The organism is Undibacterium sp. FT79W (genome assembly GCF_014284215.1).
In the GTDB taxonomy this organism is placed as follows: Bacteria; Pseudomonadota; Gammaproteobacteria; order Burkholderiales; family Burkholderiaceae_D; genus Undibacterium; species Undibacterium aquatile.
Map to the genome: position 1 here is coordinate 166,580 of NZ_JACOGB010000001.1, position 15,875 is coordinate 182,454.

The following is a 15,875-nucleotide window of genomic DNA, read 5'->3' on the forward strand; positions in this document are numbered from 1 at the left end:
AGAACATCTTAGATCCAAGGAGCAAAAAATGAATGCTGTAGCCGAAATGCCAACACCAATCAATTTCACAGAAAGCGCAGCTGCAAAAGTTGCTCAGTTGATTGAAGAAGAGGGTAATCCTGATTTGAAATTACGCGTTTTTGTACAAGGTGGCGGATGTTCAGGTTTTCAATACGGTTTTACGTTCGATGAAATCACGAATGAAGACGACACCACCATGACAAAAAATGGTGTGCAGTTGTTGATCGATTCTATGAGCTATCAGTATCTGGTGGGCGCTGAAATCGATTATAAAGACGATCTGGAAGGTGCACAGTTTGTGATTAAAAATCCTAATGCCTCCACCACTTGTGGTTGCGGATCTTCATTCTCCGTGTAAGCACCCTGAATGCTAAAAAAAGGACGCTGTGGCGTCCTTTTTTTATGTCCTGAAAAAAATTCAGTCAGTAAAGTTTAAAGTATTCATCCCAGATACATCAAAGCTGATTACACTGACAAAAAAACAGATGGGGTAAAGCGATGGAGCAAAACAGTTCAAATGATTTGTATGGCGGGCGGCAGCAGGAAGTCGTGAAGGCGCTGCGTCAGGTATTGCCCGGGCATTGTGTCTTGCATCATGAAGAAGATGTTCGCCCATATGAGTGTGATGGTCTGGCAGCCTACCGCCAGTTGCCCATGATCGTTTGTCTGCCGGAAAATGAATCACAGATTATCGCTGTGATGGAAGTTTGCCGCCGTTTGAACGTTCCTATCGTACCGCGCGGCGCCGGAACTGGCTTATCTGGCGGCGCGATGCCGATCGCCGATGGAGTCGTGTTATCCACCGCCAAATTCAATAAAATTCTGAAAGTAGATGCTTACTCGCGTACGGCTGTGGTTCAGCCGGGTGTGCGTAATCTGGCAATCTCGGAAGCCGTATCACCTTTAGGTTTGTATTATGCGCCGGATCCCTCGTCGCAGATTGCCTGCACGATAGGCGGCAACGTAGCGGAAAACTCTGGCGGTGTTCACTGCCTGAAGTATGGTCTGACCGTACACAATGTGCTGCGCGCGCGCGTAGTCACCATTGATGGTGACGTTGTTGAGTTGGGTAGCGAAGCGCTGGATGCTCCGGGATTAGATTTGCTGGCGGTTTTTATCGGCTCAGAAGGAATGCTCGGAATCGTCACCGAGGTGACGGTCAAGCTGGTACCTAAACCGCAGGTAGCCCGCGTCATTATGGCCTCATTTGATGACGTGGTGAAAGGCGGAAATGCGGTAGCGAACGTGATCGCTGCAGGTATTATTCCCGCAGGTCTGGAGATGATGGATAAAACCTCATCGCGCATGGTGGAACCCTTTGTTAAAGCCGGTTACGACATTGATGCAGAAGCGATTTTGCTGTGTGAGTCTGACGGCACGACGGAAGAAGTCGAAGAAGAAATCGCTCGCATGTCTGCTGTGCTGGAGCAGGCTGGTGCGACGGCAATTGCGGTTTCTCAGAGTGAAGCGGAACGTTTGCGTTTTTGGTCCGGTCGTAAAAATGCGTTTCCCGCAGCGGGACGTATATCGCCGGATTATTACTGCATGGATGGAACGATTCCCCGGAAGCGCTTATCGGAAGTCTTGATAGGCATCACCCACATGGAAGAAAAATATGGTTTGCGCTGTGCAAACGTGTTTCATGCTGGTGACGGTAATTTACACCCGTTGATTTTGTTTGATGCGAATCAGGAAGGCGAGTTTCTGCGGGCTGAGGCATTCGGTGCGGAGATACTGGAATTATGTGTCACCGTCGGCGGCACGATTACTGGTGAGCATGGTGTCGGTATCGAAAAAATTAATTCCATGTGTGTGCAATTTTCGCGTGAAGAGCTGGATGCTTTTTTTGCGGTGAAGCGTGCATTTGATCCCCATAGTTTGCTGAATCCGGATAAAGCGATACCAAGCTTGCATCGCTGCGCTGAATATGGGCGTATGCATGTGAAACAGGGAAATCTGAAATTTCCGGATTTACCTCGTTTCTGAAAAAAATAAAAAAACATACAGATGGACACAGTGATGAACAACATAATCGAAGGCTTCCGGGAACGGATATTAAATGCCTCGCAGAACCACCTTCCACTGCAAATCGAAGGCGGTGGCAGTAAGCGTTGGTATGGCCAGGATCCGCAAGGTGAAGTGCTTGATACCCGGGCGTATTCCGGCATTCTGGCATATGAACCGACCGAACTGGTATTGACAGCACGCTGCGGTACACCGCTGGCTGAGATCGAGGCACTACTGTCCGAAAACAATCAGATGCTGGCATTCGAGCCGCCGAAATTCAGCGCGACAGCAACCATAGGAGGCATGCTCGCAACCGGTTTGTCGGGGCCGCGTCGCCCATATGTCGGGGCTGCACGTGATTTTATTCTTGGCGCAACATTGATGGATGGCCGTGGACAAGTGCTGGAGTTTGGTGGCCAGGTCATGAAGAATGTTGCTGGCTATGACGTCTCGCGTTTGCTGACAGGCTCCATGGGAACATTAGGTCTGGTGCTGAATATTTCCGTCAAAGTGTTGCCGCGGCCATTTGCGGAAACGACATTGGTATTTGCTTTATCCGAAGCCGATGCGATTCAGAAGATGAATGAGTGGGCAGGACAGGCATTGCCGTTGTCCGGTAGCTGTTGGCACGTGGGGCGCCTGATGTTGCGACTCTCTGGTGCTGAGGCTGCTGTGCGCGCCGCGAAGCAGCTGTTGGGAGGGGAGGAGATGCAAGATGCCGCTTCTGCCTGGAACGATTTGCGTGAACAGACGCATGATTTCTTTTCACAGGATGAAGCGCATGGTTTGTGGCGCTTATCCGTTCCTTCCACCACTGCGCCTTTAGCTCTGACCGGTAAGTCGATGATAGAGTGGGGTGGTGCGCAGCGCTGGTTGTTCAGCGACGAGAGCCCTGCAACGATACGCGCTGCGGCACAAGCTGCTGGCGGTCATGCGACCCTATTCCGTGGCGGTGACAAGAATATTGGCGTCTTCACTCCCTTATCCGCGCCACTGGCGAAGATACATCAGCGTCTGAAAGTCGCTTTCGATCCCTCAGGTATTTTTAACCCTGGCCGCCTGTACAAGGACTTTTAATTCGCTATGCAAACTAATCTCGCAGACTTTATTAAGAACACCCGTGATGGTAAAGAGGCCGATGACATATTGCGCAAATGTGTGCATTGCGGTTTTTGTACAGCGACTTGCCCTACCTATCAATTGCTGGGGGATGAACTCGACGGCCCGCGTGGCCGGATTTATCTGATCAAACAGGTACTTGAGGGCAAAGTCGCCACTGAAAAAACGCAGCAACATCTGGACCGTTGCCTGACTTGCCGTAATTGTGAATCGACCTGTCCATCAGGTGTTCAGTATGGTCGCTTGCTGGATATTGGCCGCAAGGTCGTAGAAGAGCAGGTGCCGCGTTCGCTTAAACAAAGGCTCATCCGGAGCACGCTGAAAACGATGTTGCCGACGCCCTGGATATTTAAACCGGTAATGAGTCTGGGTCAATCCGTGCGGCCATTATTGCCCAAAGCGTTGCAGAATAAGGTTCCTGAAAGACAAGCTGCCGGATTGTGGCCGCAGCAACAGCATACCCGGAAAATGTTATTGCTGGATGGTTGTGTGCAACCATCGATGTCGCCGAATATTAATTATGCGACCGCCCGAGTGTTGAACACCTTGGGTATCGAGTTGATCCGTGCTCCGAAAGCCGGATGTTGTGGCGCTATTCGTCATCACCTGAATGAGCAGGATGCGGCACTGGATGATATGCGCAATAATATTGATGCTTGGTGGCCATATGTAGAGTCTGGTGCCGAAGCCATCCTGATGACCGCATCCGGCTGTGGCGTGACCGTGAAAGAATATGGGCATCTGCTTGCGCATGATGAGGCTTATGCAGAAAAGGCGCAGCGCATCTCTGCTCTGACGCGCGACCTGAGTGAAGTGTTGCCTGCATTTGAGACCGCGCTGGTTGGCAGATTACAAGGCAAACTCAAACAGCGCATAGTCTGGCATTCGCCTTGTACTTTGCAGCATGGCCAGCAAATTCGCGGCAAAGTCGAAGGCTTGCTGAAAGCGCTGGGAATTGATGTGCAGATGTGTGCCGACAGCCATTTATGTTGTGGCTCGGCAGGCACCTATTCTGTTTTGCAACCAGAATTGTCTTATCAGTTGCGGGATAAGAAATTGCACAATCTGCTGGCGACAAAACCAGACATGATTTTATCGGCGAACATCGGTTGCCTGACGCATTTGCAATCAGGAACAGATACACCGGTCAAACACTGGGTCGAATTAATTGATCATGCGTTATCCAGCACCTGAGTCAACATCATGATCCGGACGTTTTTAATACTCCTGATTTTTCAGTGTCTGGGCGAAGGCTTTGTCTTTATGTCGAAAATGCCCGTCCCAGGGCCCGTTATCGGGATGTTGTTGCTATTTGGATTTTTGTTGCTGAAAAAAGAGGCTGCTCCCAAACTGATACCAGGCGTGCAGGAGTTACTCAGACATTTATCCCTGCTGTTTATTCCGGCCGGTGTTGGCATCATGGTGCACGGAAAAACTGTTTTGGATGAATGGATACCGTTGGTCGTCGCACTGGTGCTGAGTACCGCGATTTCGATTGTTGTGACAGCCTTGTGTGTGAAGTGGATGTCACGATGAACGCAAGATTAGCAGACGTGTGGGTTTATCTGGCGGCATCGCCTCTGTTGGGGCTGACGGCAACGCTGCTTGCCTATCAACTTGCCTATGCGATCTATGTCCGATGTAAATTCAGCCCGCTTGCGAATCCGGTCGCGATTGCCGTCGCAATGCTCGTGCTGGTATTAATTGGAACAGGTACGTCGTATCAGACCTATTTTTCAGGCGCGCAGTTCGTCCATTTTTTACTGGGTCCGGCAACGGTGGCTTTGGCAGTGCCGCTGTATCAGCAGATGAACAAGCTACGCTCGCAGTGGCGGGCGTTTCTGCTTGCTGCAGTGTTGGGAAGTGCGTCTGCGATTGGCACCGCGATGTTGCTTGCGCAATGGTTCGGTGCTTCACATGTGACGGTATTATCGCTGGCGTCAAAATCGGTAACGATGGCGATTGCGATGGGGATTACGGAAAAAGTCGGTGGCTTACCTTCCCTGACTGCAGCATTGGTCATGCTGACTGGCATACTCGGCGCGATGATGGCGACGGGTATCCTGAATTTTCTGCATATCAAAGATGACAGCGTACGCGGCTTCGCATTAGGCGTGAGTGCGCATGGCATAGGAACTGCCAGAGCTTTTCAGTTAAGTGAGGAAATGGGCGCTTTTGCAGGCCTGGCAATGGGATTGTCGGGGTTACTGACAGCAATATTTTTGCCGCTGGCATTGCAATGGTTGGGGATAATATGATCTTTCCCAACCATGCAATGCAACTGAAAACACGACTTATTTTCCGGCGATCAGGTTTTCCACGTCCTGAATAATATCTGCCGGTGCTGTTTGCGGCGCATAGCGTTTAAATACCGAGCCGTCTTGCTTAATCAAAAATTTAGTGAAATTCCACTTAATCGCCTGTATGCCCAAAAGACCGGGCGCTTCAGATTTCAGGTGTTGAAACAGCGGATGCGCATTTTTGCCGTTGACATCAATTTTCTCAAACAGAGGAAAAGTAACACCATAATTTTTTTCGCAGAAACTGCCGATTTCATCAGCCGTCCCCGGTTCCTGATGACCGAATTGATTGCATGGAAATCCAAGCACCACCACGCCCTTGTCTTTAAACTGCTGATAGACTGCTTCCAGGCCTTTGTATTGGGGCGTAAAACCGCATTTACTAGCGGTGTTAACGATCAGTACCACTTTTCCCAGATACTGTTTAAGGTCAACTGCTTGTCCCTGCAAATTAGTGACGGTGTAATCAAGTGCGCTCATAGTTAAACGATGCCTAAATGGTGTGTGCCAGCGCTAAGGTCACGCTCTTTTGACTCTTTACCCTGCAACATGATTGCGAGACGTAATTCGTTCACAGAATCCGCGTTACGCAGTGCATCTTCATAGGTAATTTTGCCGGCTTCATGCAAATCAAATAAATCCTGGTCAAACGTACGCATACCGAGTTCACGTGATTTCTTCATGATTTCTTTGATCTCATGCACTTGGCCTTTGAAGATCAGATCGGAAATCAGTGGTGAGTTCAGCATGATTTCAACTGCGGCGACGCGGCCTTTACGTCCTTTTAACGGTATCAGACGTTGTGAAATGACGGCTTTCAGATTCAGTGATAAATCCATCAATAATTGCGCCCGACGCTCTTCCGGGAAGAAGTTAATGATACGGTCCAGCGCCTGATTTGAACTGTTTGCATGCAAAGTCGCGAGGCATAAGTGGCCGGTCTCTGCAAATGCAATCGCAAAATCCATGGTTTCACGGTCCCGGATCTCGCCAATCTGAATGACATCAGGTGCCTGACGCAACGAGTTTTTCAACGCGGCTCCCCAGTCTTCCGTATCGATACCGACTTCCCGTTGTGTCACGATGCAATTCGCATGTGGATGCACATATTCGATAGGGTCTTCAATGGTGATGATATGACCGTAACTGGATTGATTGCGGTGGCCGACCATCGCCGCCAGTGTGGTTGACTTGCCTGAGCCAGTGGCACCGACCATGATCACCAGGCCACGTTTGGTCATCACAACCTCTTTGAGGTTTTCCGGTAAACCCAGGTCTTCTAATTTAGGAATGGCCGTGGTGATTGTCCGCAATACCAGGCCGACACGACCTTGCTGCATAAAGGCGGAGACGCGGAAACGTCCCATGCCGGCAGGATTGATCGCGAAGTTACATTCTTTGGTCGATTCGAATTCAGCTGCCTGCTTATCGTTCATGATAGCGCGAGCCAGATCAACCGTATGTGCCGGTGTCAGTGGTTGGTTCGATACTGGTGTCACTCTGCCGTCGATTTTAAACGCAGGCGGGAAGTCAGCGGTGATGAATAAGTCAGAACCATTTTTACTCAGCATCAGTCTGAGCAGGTCATGCATGAATTTGGTTGCCTGATCGCGTTCCATGTTCGTCTCTTTCTATCTGCTCAATTAACCTGGGAAATTTTCCGGAATTTTCGCTGCTGCACGTGCTGTACCCACCGAAATCACGTTGCGCTTTACCAGATCAGTCAGGTTCTGATCCAAAGTCTGCATACCCATGTTGTTACCGGTTTGTATTGCAGAATACATCTGAGCAATTTTTGCTTCGCGAATCAGATTACGAATCGCGGGTGTGCCGATCATAATTTCATGGGCAGCAACGCGTCCCGAGCCATCTTTGACTTTCAGCAGCGTTTGCGAAATCACGGCCTGCAAAGACTCTGACAACATCGATCTGACCATTTCTTTTTCTTCAGCAGGGAAAACGTCAACGATACGATCTATCGTTTTAGCAGCGGAAGACGTATGCAAGGTGCCGAAAACTAAGTGGCCTGTTTCAGCGGCAGTCAATGCCAGACGAATCGTTTCAAGATCACGCAACTCACCGACCAGAATCGCATCAGGATCTTCACGCAAAGCTGAACGCAAGGCGTTATTAAACGACATGGTATGCGGGCCGACTTCACGTTGGTTGATCAGGCATTTTTTTGATTCATGCACAAACTCGATAGGATCTTCGACGGTCAGGATATGTCCGTATTCATTCTCATTCAGGTGATTCACCATCCCGGCCAGCGTGGTTGATTTTCCTGAGCCGGTTGGGCCGGTAACCAGAACCAGACCGCGAGGTTTTAAAGCAAGGTCAGCAAAAATACGCGGCGCATTCAATTGTTCCAGCGTTAAAATTTTTGATGGAATCGTACGCATAACGGCAGCCGGGCCGCGTTCCTGATTAAACGCATTCACACGGAAACGTGCCAGTCCCGGAATCGCAAAAGAGAAGTCACACTCCAGAGTTTCTTCGTAAATTTTGCGCTGCGAATCATTCATGATGTCATAGATCAACTCATGTACATCTTTATGCTCGAGTGGCGGCAAATTAATTCGACGTACGTCGCCATGTACCCGTATCATTGGTGGCAGACCCGATGATAAGTGAAGATCGGAGGCGTTATTCTTGACGGAGAACGCAAGCAGTTCAGAAATGTCCATTTATAATTCCGGTAGTTGGTGTACGTCTTTTATGACAATCGCGATAAAGCGGCGACAAAGCGTAGTGCATTTTGCTCTAATAAAGAAGAGCAAGCAAAAAATTGATGAAGTTCCCTACAAAATTTTCTGATTATGTCCTTAATTTCTGACAACTTGCAAGCCGTACTTGATGACATCCGGGCAACAGAACTGAGGTTTGATCGTCCGTCGAAGTCGGTCAGACTGTTAGCTGTTTCTAAAACTTTCGGTGCGGAAGCGATTCTGGAGGCTGCGCAGCATGGGCAAACTGCTTTTGGCGAGAACTATCTTCAGGAAGCGTTAGAAAAAATGACTCTGATACAGAGCAACTCGCCTGAGCTACACCTCGAATGGCATTTTATCGGGCCGATACAGAGTAACAAGACAAAACCGATCGCCGAGCATTTCGACTGGGTGCATTCGGTAGACAGAGAAAAAATTGCAGTTCGCTTGTCAGAGCAACGACCAGCAACCATGGCCGATTTAAATATCTGCCTGCAAGTTAACATTAGTGGCGAAGAGAGTAAAAGCGGCGTCGCTCCGGAAGACGTGGTGGCGCTGGCGTTAAGAATCGCCGCATTACCCCGCATCAGCTTGCGGGGATTGATGGCGGTGCCCGAACCAACCTCCGACGTCGCACAGCAGCGTCAGGCATTTCGTCACTTAAGAGAGCTAAGCGACAAAATAGTGGCGCAGGGAATTTCCTTAGATACCTTATCGATGGGGATGAGCAGCGACTTGCATGCTGCAATCGCCGAGGGCAGTACGATGGTCAGGATAGGAACCGGAATTTTTGGGAGTAGAAATTATGCAAAATAAATTAAAGATTGCTTTTATCGGTGGCGGCAATATGGCGTCCGCACTGATTGGCGGATTGCTGCCAGATTTTACGGAGCCAGAATATATTCATCTAATCGACGTGAATCAAACGTCTTTAAACAGGCTGGAAACTGAATTCGGGGTGACCACTGCGTTAAGTATTGATGAGCGTTTGCAGACCATGGACGTGATTGTTCTGGCTGTTAAGCCGCAGCAATTGCGCGATGTCGTCGGCGCATTGGCGCCATTCATTCAACACCAGTTGTTACTTACGATTGCCGCAGGCATACGCACGACGGATATTTCCCGCTGGCTGAATTCATATCCGACCATTGTCCGTGCAATGCCGAACACGCCTGCATTGATTGGGAAAGGTATTACTGGTTTATATGCGATGCCGGGCGTCAGCGAGCAACAGAAAAAAGTCGCAGATGACATTCTGCGCTCGGTCGGACTGACTTCCTGGTTAGACGAAGAGCATCTGATTGATGCTGTGACTGCTGTTTCCGGCAGTGGCCCGGCTTATGTCTTTTATTTTATTGAAGCGATGCAGGAGGCTGCAGTTGCGCTCGGACTGAGTGCAGAACAGGGAGCGCAATTTGCCATCGAGACTTTTGAGGGCGCAGCACAACTGGCGATGCACTCGAATGAACCCGTTGCGGTATTACGGGAGCGGGTGACTTCCAAGGGCGGGACCACTTATGCCGCTTTGACCAGCATGGAAAATAGCGAAGTGAAACAAGCGATCATCCGTGCCATTCAAGCCGCCGCAGCCAGAGGTACAGAGCTGGGCGATGAATTTGGTCAGCAGGAATAAGCTACCTTATTGATTTTCAGCTTGTTTAAGCAATGGCGCAAGTTTGCGCCATGTTTGCCAGGCTCGTAATGAGGTCGTTATGAAGGACAAGGCGCGGGCAGGCTTTACAACATAAACTGCTGCTGCCAGCACCACGCCTAATACTGGTTTTTTTCTGACTGCGACCACAACTTTCGCCGCGCAATTCAGACTGAATTCAGCAAACTCGATTGACTGCTGAAGCTCTTGCGTCTGCAAAGACAATAGCTGTCTTTGCGCATGTACCTTCAGTACTAGCGCTTCGCGGCGGAAAGCAAGTTTTTCTTTGTAAGCCGACATTATTTTCCTCAGTTCGGAGTGGAGTGAGGAAATTTATCGCGCAGTGCCTGCCCATCTTTTTCTAACTCCGACAAGGTCAGTGAGAGCAGTCTTGGCTTTGCTTGCAACTGTTGGTGTATCCACCAGGTAATGCCCGCAGCTGCAACTGCGAACACGGCAATCAGACCTGAAATTAACTCAATTCTGTGGGTGTCCCAAAATACAGCGATCAACAGAACCACAATCAGGACAACGGCACAACAGGCACAAAACAGCGCTGTCAATGACCATAGAAGAATAGAGGAAAAGCGGCTGAGCTCCTCCTCTATTTCGACCGCAACCAGCTCCAGGCGTGTATGGACGATGCCTGAAAATGTCGCGATGAGTTTCCCCACAGAGTCGAGAATAGCCATGAGTTACTTACTACGTCCGATCAGCAAACCGAGCAGCAAGCCAACACCTGCGGCGATGCCGGCAGATTGCCATGGATTTTCTTTCACGTAGACGTCGGTTGCTTTTGCCGCATCTTTTGTTCTGGTAATGACCAGATCTTCAACGCGTTGAACTTCCGCCTTCGCATTTTTCAGTGTTTGTTCAAAACGTGCTTTCGCCGATTTGAAGCCTTCACCTGTCTGTTGCTCTGTATTTTTCAACATCTCTTCGGCATCGCGTATGACCTGATTCAGATCGTGCATCAATTGATCTTTGTGCTGTTCTATTGAGCTCATCGTATTTCCTTTAAAAGTGTTGATAAAGAGTATCTGTTGATAGTCTAGGTAGTACAACATAACAGCTTTTGCGACAGATCAAACAGGGCGACACTTATTTGTTACGCTGGCTTATGGCGCTGGCGTTCATTACTTTGATCGTCGCATTTAATGTAATACATAGTCAACAGCAACACCAGCAAAGATTGCCGCCCCCAGCCAGTTATTGTGCCTGAACGCGGCGAAGCAGCGCATCCGGTCGCGGTCTTTGATCAGGTTGTAATGATAGATCGCGCAGGCGGCCGCGACGGCGATGCCAGCGAAAAACCAGCTACGCAGACCATAAGAGTAACCGATCAAAGTGATCATCGCGAGGCTGACGAAATAACAGAGCATAATCGCCTTGACGTCAAACTGACCAAAGGTAATCGCGGAGGTTTTGATCCCGATTTTAAGATCATCATCTCTATCTACCATCGCATATTCGGTGTCATACGCAACAGTCCAGAAGACATTGGCGACCAGCAGCATCCATGCAGTCCATGGCACGGTGTTTTGTACTGCGGCAAATGCCATCGGAATGCCGAAACCATAAGCGATGCCAAGATAAGCCTGAGGGATGCCGAAAAAGCGCTTGAAATACGGATAGGTCGCGGCGATCACGACCGCAAGAATGGATAATTGTTTCGTTAACGCGTTCAGCGGAAGAATGAGTGAAAAGGCGAGTAACGATAATACCAACGCAATCAGCAGAGCTTCTTTGCCAGATACTTTGCCGCTGGTCAAAGGGCGATCTGCAGTACGTTTGACGTGCTTGTCGAACTCTCTGTCTGCGTAGTCATTCACCGCGCAGCCTGCAGAGCGCATCAGTGCAGTACCAAGGCAAAAGATCGCAACCAGTTTGCCATCGGGTGCGCCGTCTGTCGCAAGCCACAGCGCGATCAGGGTTGGCCACAACAGTAATACGATGCCGATAGGTTTATCGAGCCGTACTAGTTTCAAATACCATTGCAATCGCGAGAGTAAAGCGTTCATGTCTTAAAGCGGAGTGATTTTAGCCCCGCCATTATAAGTGCGATTTGCGCTTGTATTTGCGCTTGTTCCAGCGCACCTCCTGGCTGAGCACAGTCCTGTAAATGTCTCAGGTGAGCAATGACGATTGGCTTCTGTTGGCAGGTGCGCGTCGCCAATCAGTATCCGAGCGGTAATTCACTGGGCATTCGGCTTCTGTGGCTGCAGAGCAAGCGGGCTTGAATGGTTTGTCGCTTGTTTTTCCTATCACATAGCCCGAGGCAAAAACGGCCAGGGTGACGCAGATACAAGCGAGATATCGGATGATTGATTTCATTTCTTACTTTCAATGTCAGATGAGAAGTAGCCCTGATGGAATTGGATGACCGGAGTGGCATTCAGGGACGACGATAAGTAAAAAAGAGTTTCTCAATACTGTGAACTTCGTACTATTAAAATGTTCAAAGAATAAATTTTCAAGATGCTTGGTATTGAAAGACGATACTATTCGCGAACTGCTTATTCGATGGAGGCGCAATTGAGTTCACCTGAATTACTGCTGAATGTGTTACGGACAGAGCTGCGTGCTGCTGGTGTGACTTATAAAATTCTGGCCGAACGTATAGGCATGAGTGAGTCCAGCGTTAAGCGCATGTTTGGTCAGAAAGATATGAGTCTGTCGCGTCTGGCGCAGATATGTAAGGCGTCAGGTATCGCGATGGAGGATGTCTTGCGTCAGGCGGCGGACGTCGCTCCACACTCAGATAATCTGACGCTGGCGCAGGAAAAATCCCTGATCGCTGAACCTAAATTATTGTTAGTGGCAATCTGTTGTCTTGGCCACTGGACCTTAGAGCAGATTGTGGACACTTACGAGATCAGTCCGGCGGAAACAATATTGCATCTGGTCGCACTGGATAAACTGGAATTGATTGAATTGCGGCCGAATAACCGTTACCGGTTGAATGTTTCACCAGCATTTCATTGGTTGCCGGATGGCCCGGTACAACAGTTTTTCCGGGACTACGTCGTCAGCGATTATTTCAATGGCCGCTTTGATCATGTGGGCGAAACCTTGCTATGCGTGCCGGCCCGGGTTTCCAGTCGAAGTGCGCAGGAAATCGTACAAAAAATTCAGCAATTGGTGGCAGAACTGGCGCGTCTGCATCAGGAAGACCGGAAACTGCGACCAGAAGAAATTGATGGTTTTACTTTGCTGGTCGGTTTCCGTTCATGGGAATTTTCTGCGTTTACCGCTTTACGTCGTCCTGAATCTAAGCCTGCGATGAGCAGCATTACTCATCAGATTGCAACGAAGAAGTAGAATTACCGATGTCGCAGACGGATGCGCATCGGTATCATTCGCAATCGTCTGGCTATTGCGCTGCGGGCGGTAAGTCCAACATGGTCACGCCAGGTAAATCGCAGGCCAGCACTGCCTGATGGATTGCTTCGATGGCCGCCTGGCGGGTAAAACTTTTGCGCCAGGCAATCACGACACGACGATCTGGCACAGGGGCAGCGAATGGCACGTAGCGCAGCATGCCATCCTTGGCATTCATATCCGGCACCGAGGCAATCGGCAGCACAGTCAGGCCTATGCCTGAGGCCACCATGTGGCGTATGGTTTCGAGAGAGGAACCTTCAAAGGTACGGGCAATACCATCGCCAGTCGTCGAGAATCTTGCCATTTCAGGGCAAACCTCCAACACCTGATCGCGGAAACAATGACCGTTTCCGAGCAACAGCATGGTTTCAGATTTTAATTCTTCTGCGGAGACTTCCTTGCGCTCAGCCCAGGCATGATCACTTGGCATCGCGACGACAAAAGGTTCGTCATACAAGGGTTGCGTCATCAGCCCCTGATCCGGCAACGGCAACGCCATGATGGCTGCATCCAGTTCGCCCTGACGCAGCAGCTCCATCAATTTGACCGTAAAATTTTCCTGCAATACCAGCGGCATTTGCGGTACTTGTCTGATCATCGTTTTGACCAGTGTTGGCAACAGGTAAGGGCCGATGGTGTAGATCACACCGAGACGGAAAGAACCTGCAAGCGGGTCTTTGTTCTGCTTGGCGATTTCTTTGATGGCGGCGGTCTGTTCCAACACACGCTCTGCCTGCGCAACGATCTGTGCGCCCAGCGGCGTTGTTGAAACTTCTGTGCCACCACGTTCAAATATCGTGACTCCCAGTTCGTCTTCCAGTTTTTTGATCGCAACCGACAGCGTCGGCTGGGCAACAAAACAAGCTTCTGCTGCATGGCCGAAATGTTTCTCGCGCGCGACCGCGACGATGTATTTTAATTCTGTGAGTGTCATGAGCTTAGTTTGGCACAGAGTCTTGCTGGCGTCAGCAATCTGATTTATTTATTTTCAGAAGAATGCACAAGGATAAATATATGGGGGGGAGTATATTTTAATGCCCTTGTATCTATTGGGGGATAGACATGAAAATTGATTATACTCCCCGGGAGTATGATCTTCATCCAGTGTCACGAAGGTGCTCTGGATGAAGACGGATTTCTGATTTACCGGTACCGCATTTATTTTTTCTGCGCGTGACTCATCGCTTTGGTCAGTTCCAGATGTCCTTGTGCTGCACCACTTTCCGGGACGATTTCACCGTCGCGCTGGCGAACCTCAGTCAGTCGTGCTGCCAGTTGTTCTGGCGCATCGCCTTCACGTCCTACCCAGATGCCTTGCGTCATCGTGATATTCGCGGCTTCAAAACTACCTGCACCGGCACACAGTATGGTTCTGGATGGTGCGCTTTCCGCGGCGAGTACCAACATCGCTGGTACGACATCGGCCGGTTTTAATGCATCTAAAAACTCTGGCGGGAACAGGCTTTCGGTCATACGGGTGGCGGCTGTCGGTGCCAGGCTGTTGACATGAATATTGTATTTTGCGCCTTCCAGTGCCAGCGTTTGCATCAGGCCGACCAATGCCATTTTGGCAGCGCCGTAATTCGATTGACCGAAATTGCCATATAAACCGGAAGATGAGGTCGTCATAACGATGCGACCGTATTTTTGTTCGGTCATCACTGGCCACACCGCTTTGCAGCAATGAACGGCGCCCATCAGATGCACATCCATCACGAGCCGAAAGTCATCCAGCTCCATTTTCGCAAAACTTTTATCCCGCAAAATTCCTGCGTTATTGACCAGAATATCAATGCGGCCCCATTGTTTGAGCGTGTCTTCGACCATCGCCTGCACGGCGGCAAAATCTGTGACAGAGGCACCATTCGCAATGGCTTCGCCGCCTGCTGCGCGGATTTCCTCGACGACTGCTAACGCGGCGGCCGATGAACCACCTGAGCCATCACGTGCGCCACCCAGATCGTTGACGACCACTTTGGCACCACGAGCCGCTAATGCCAGCGCGTGTTCGCGCCCCAAACCCCCACCTGCACCAGTTACGATGGCGACACGGCCTTTGAAATCTATTGTCATTTTTTCTCCTGTTGTAATTTGAAGTCGTTGGCAGACTCAGCCCTGACATGTCGAGTGTATGCTATTTCTTTCGACATGTAGCAGCAGGCAGTTCCGTTTTTTAGAGCTTGGCGACTAAACAGGTAATGTGCCAATTTTCTTTTGCATGATGATCGCCCCACCAAATTCCGGGTTCAGTTCATACGGTGCGAAACCTTCTGTGCGATAGAGATTTTGTGCGCGTGTATTCCCTTCCAGTACTTCCAGGGTCATCTTGCAATAACCCAGTTGTTCGGACAGAGAAGTCAGGTGCTGCATCATTTTATTGCCTATGCCCTGACCACGAAAATCAGGGTGTACGGCAAAGTCGTGGATGTTCAGCAGAGACTTGCAGGCAAAGGTGGAGAAACCTTCTATACAAATTGCGAAACCCGCAGCTTGATCATTCACATAAGCGAGAATGGCGCGCACAGTATTGCGTTTTTTGAGTTCGCTGATGAGATTGGCCTGTGCATAATCAGACAGGGTTTCACCGCCGCCCATAGGGTCTAGCGCATACATATTGAGCATGTCGACCAAGTCTTTTGCATGTTGTGGATTATTGAAGTCGACATTAACGATATTCAGCATAGA

General features: G+C 49.7%; 19 protein-coding genes. 9 read left to right on the forward strand and 10 right to left on the reverse strand.

Translation table 11 applies throughout. The annotated features are described in order from the left end of the window. Positions 1-28: 28 nt before the first annotated feature. From erpA to H8K38_RS00765, 6 genes are all read left to right on the forward strand, one after another. Positions 29-379, forward strand: coding sequence for an iron-sulfur cluster insertion protein ErpA (erpA, locus tag H8K38_RS00740; protein WP_186882879.1), 351 nt, complete (start codon positions 29-31; stop codon positions 377-379). Between the two features lie 140 nt (positions 380-519). Continuing rightward, positions 520-2,007: an FAD-linked oxidase C-terminal domain-containing protein gene (locus tag H8K38_RS00745; RefSeq protein ID WP_186882880.1), complete on the forward strand. Its 1,488-nt coding sequence runs from the start codon at positions 520-522 to the stop codon at positions 2,005-2,007. 33 nt (positions 2,008-2,040) lie between these two features. Further along, positions 2,041-3,105, forward strand: coding sequence for a glycolate oxidase subunit GlcE (glcE, locus tag H8K38_RS00750; protein WP_186882881.1), 1,065 nt, complete (start codon positions 2,041-2,043; stop codon positions 3,103-3,105). A gap of 6 nt (positions 3,106-3,111) precedes the next feature. Then, positions 3,112-4,341, forward strand: coding sequence for a glycolate oxidase subunit GlcF (glcF, locus tag H8K38_RS00755; protein WP_186882882.1), 1,230 nt, complete (start codon positions 3,112-3,114; stop codon positions 4,339-4,341). A gap of 9 nt (positions 4,342-4,350) precedes the next feature. Next, the gene (locus tag H8K38_RS00760; protein ID WP_186882883.1) at positions 4,351-4,683 is read left to right on the forward strand and encodes a CidA/LrgA family protein; all 333 of its coding nucleotides are present in this window, start codon (positions 4,351-4,353) and stop codon (positions 4,681-4,683) included. Next, complete coding sequence (locus H8K38_RS00765; RefSeq protein WP_186882884.1) at positions 4,680-5,405, forward strand: LrgB family protein; 726 nt, start codon at positions 4,680-4,682, stop codon at positions 5,403-5,405. The genes H8K38_RS00760 and H8K38_RS00765 overlap by 4 nt, the downstream gene beginning before the upstream one ends. 36 nt (positions 5,406-5,441) lie before the next feature. Here the strand turns inward: H8K38_RS00765 and H8K38_RS00770 are convergent, their stop codons facing one another. From H8K38_RS00770 to H8K38_RS00780, 3 genes are read right to left on the reverse strand one after another with little or no spacing between them, the layout of a single operon-like run. Then, positions 5,442-5,927 carry a glutathione peroxidase gene (locus tag H8K38_RS00770; RefSeq protein WP_186882885.1) on the reverse strand — a complete coding sequence of 162 codons (486 nt, stop codon included), beginning with the start codon at positions 5,925-5,927 and terminating at the stop codon, positions 5,442-5,444. Between the two features lie 2 nt (positions 5,928-5,929). Further along, the gene (locus tag H8K38_RS00775) at positions 5,930-7,066 is read right to left on the reverse strand and encodes a PilT/PilU family type 4a pilus ATPase (protein WP_186882886.1); all 1,137 of its coding nucleotides are present in this window, start codon (positions 7,064-7,066) and stop codon (positions 5,930-5,932) included. A gap of 24 nt (positions 7,067-7,090) precedes the next feature. Beyond that, positions 7,091-8,134 carry a type IV pilus twitching motility protein PilT gene (locus tag H8K38_RS00780; protein WP_186882887.1) on the reverse strand — a complete coding sequence of 348 codons (1,044 nt, stop codon included), beginning with the start codon at positions 8,132-8,134 and terminating at the stop codon, positions 7,091-7,093. 132 nt (positions 8,135-8,266) lie between these two features. Here H8K38_RS00780 and H8K38_RS00785 point away from each other — a divergent pair, with 132 nt between their 5' ends. Continuing rightward, positions 8,267-8,971 (forward strand): YggS family pyridoxal phosphate-dependent enzyme, encoded by a 705-nt coding sequence (locus H8K38_RS00785; protein WP_186882888.1) that lies wholly within the window; start codon positions 8,267-8,269, stop codon positions 8,969-8,971. After that, positions 8,961-9,788 carry a pyrroline-5-carboxylate reductase gene (proC, locus tag H8K38_RS00790; protein WP_186882889.1) on the forward strand — a complete coding sequence of 276 codons (828 nt, stop codon included), beginning with the start codon at positions 8,961-8,963 and terminating at the stop codon, positions 9,786-9,788. Before H8K38_RS00785 ends, proC begins: the two co-directional genes overlap by 11 nt. Before the next feature lie 6 nt (positions 9,789-9,794). Here proC and H8K38_RS00795 read toward each other — a convergent pair whose 3' ends face one another. From H8K38_RS00795 to ubiA, 4 genes are all read right to left on the reverse strand, one after another. Further along, positions 9,795-10,106, reverse strand: a complete 312-nt coding sequence (locus H8K38_RS00795; protein ID WP_186882890.1) for a YqjK family protein — start codon at positions 10,104-10,106, stop codon at positions 9,795-9,797. An 8-nt stretch (positions 10,107-10,114) separates the two neighbouring features. Next, positions 10,115-10,498 carry a phage holin family protein gene (locus H8K38_RS00800; protein WP_186882891.1) on the reverse strand — a complete coding sequence of 128 codons (384 nt, stop codon included), beginning with the start codon at positions 10,496-10,498 and terminating at the stop codon, positions 10,115-10,117. Positions 10,499-10,501: 3 nt separating this feature from the next. Then, complete coding sequence (locus H8K38_RS00805) at positions 10,502-10,813, reverse strand: YqjD family protein (protein WP_186882892.1); 312 nt, start codon at positions 10,811-10,813, stop codon at positions 10,502-10,504. A gap of 147 nt (positions 10,814-10,960) precedes the next feature. Beyond that, on the reverse strand, positions 10,961-11,827 hold the full coding sequence (ubiA, locus tag H8K38_RS00810; protein ID WP_186882893.1) for a 4-hydroxybenzoate octaprenyltransferase: 867 nt from the start codon (positions 11,825-11,827) through the stop codon (positions 10,961-10,963). Positions 11,828-12,341: 514 nt separating this feature from the next. Here ubiA and H8K38_RS00815 point away from each other — a divergent pair. Further along, positions 12,342-13,127, forward strand: a complete 786-nt coding sequence (locus H8K38_RS00815) for a helix-turn-helix transcriptional regulator (RefSeq protein ID WP_255422767.1) — start codon at positions 12,342-12,344, stop codon at positions 13,125-13,127. Positions 13,128-13,179: 52 nt separating this feature from the next. Here the strand turns inward: H8K38_RS00815 and H8K38_RS00820 are convergent, their stop codons facing one another. The 3 genes from H8K38_RS00820 to H8K38_RS00830 all read right to left on the reverse strand — a co-directional run bounded on the left by H8K38_RS00820 (position 13,180) and on the right by H8K38_RS00830 (position 15,872). Next, positions 13,180-14,124 (reverse strand): hydrogen peroxide-inducible genes activator, encoded by a 945-nt coding sequence (locus H8K38_RS00820; RefSeq protein ID WP_186882894.1) that lies wholly within the window; start codon positions 14,122-14,124, stop codon positions 13,180-13,182. 224 nt (positions 14,125-14,348) lie between these two features. Further along, positions 14,349-15,263 (reverse strand): SDR family oxidoreductase, encoded by a 915-nt coding sequence (locus tag H8K38_RS00825; protein WP_186882895.1) that lies wholly within the window; start codon positions 15,261-15,263, stop codon positions 14,349-14,351. A gap of 114 nt (positions 15,264-15,377) precedes the next feature. After that, positions 15,378-15,872, reverse strand: a complete 495-nt coding sequence (locus H8K38_RS00830) for a GNAT family N-acetyltransferase (protein WP_186882896.1) — start codon at positions 15,870-15,872, stop codon at positions 15,378-15,380. Positions 15,873-15,875: the final 3 nt, after the last annotated feature.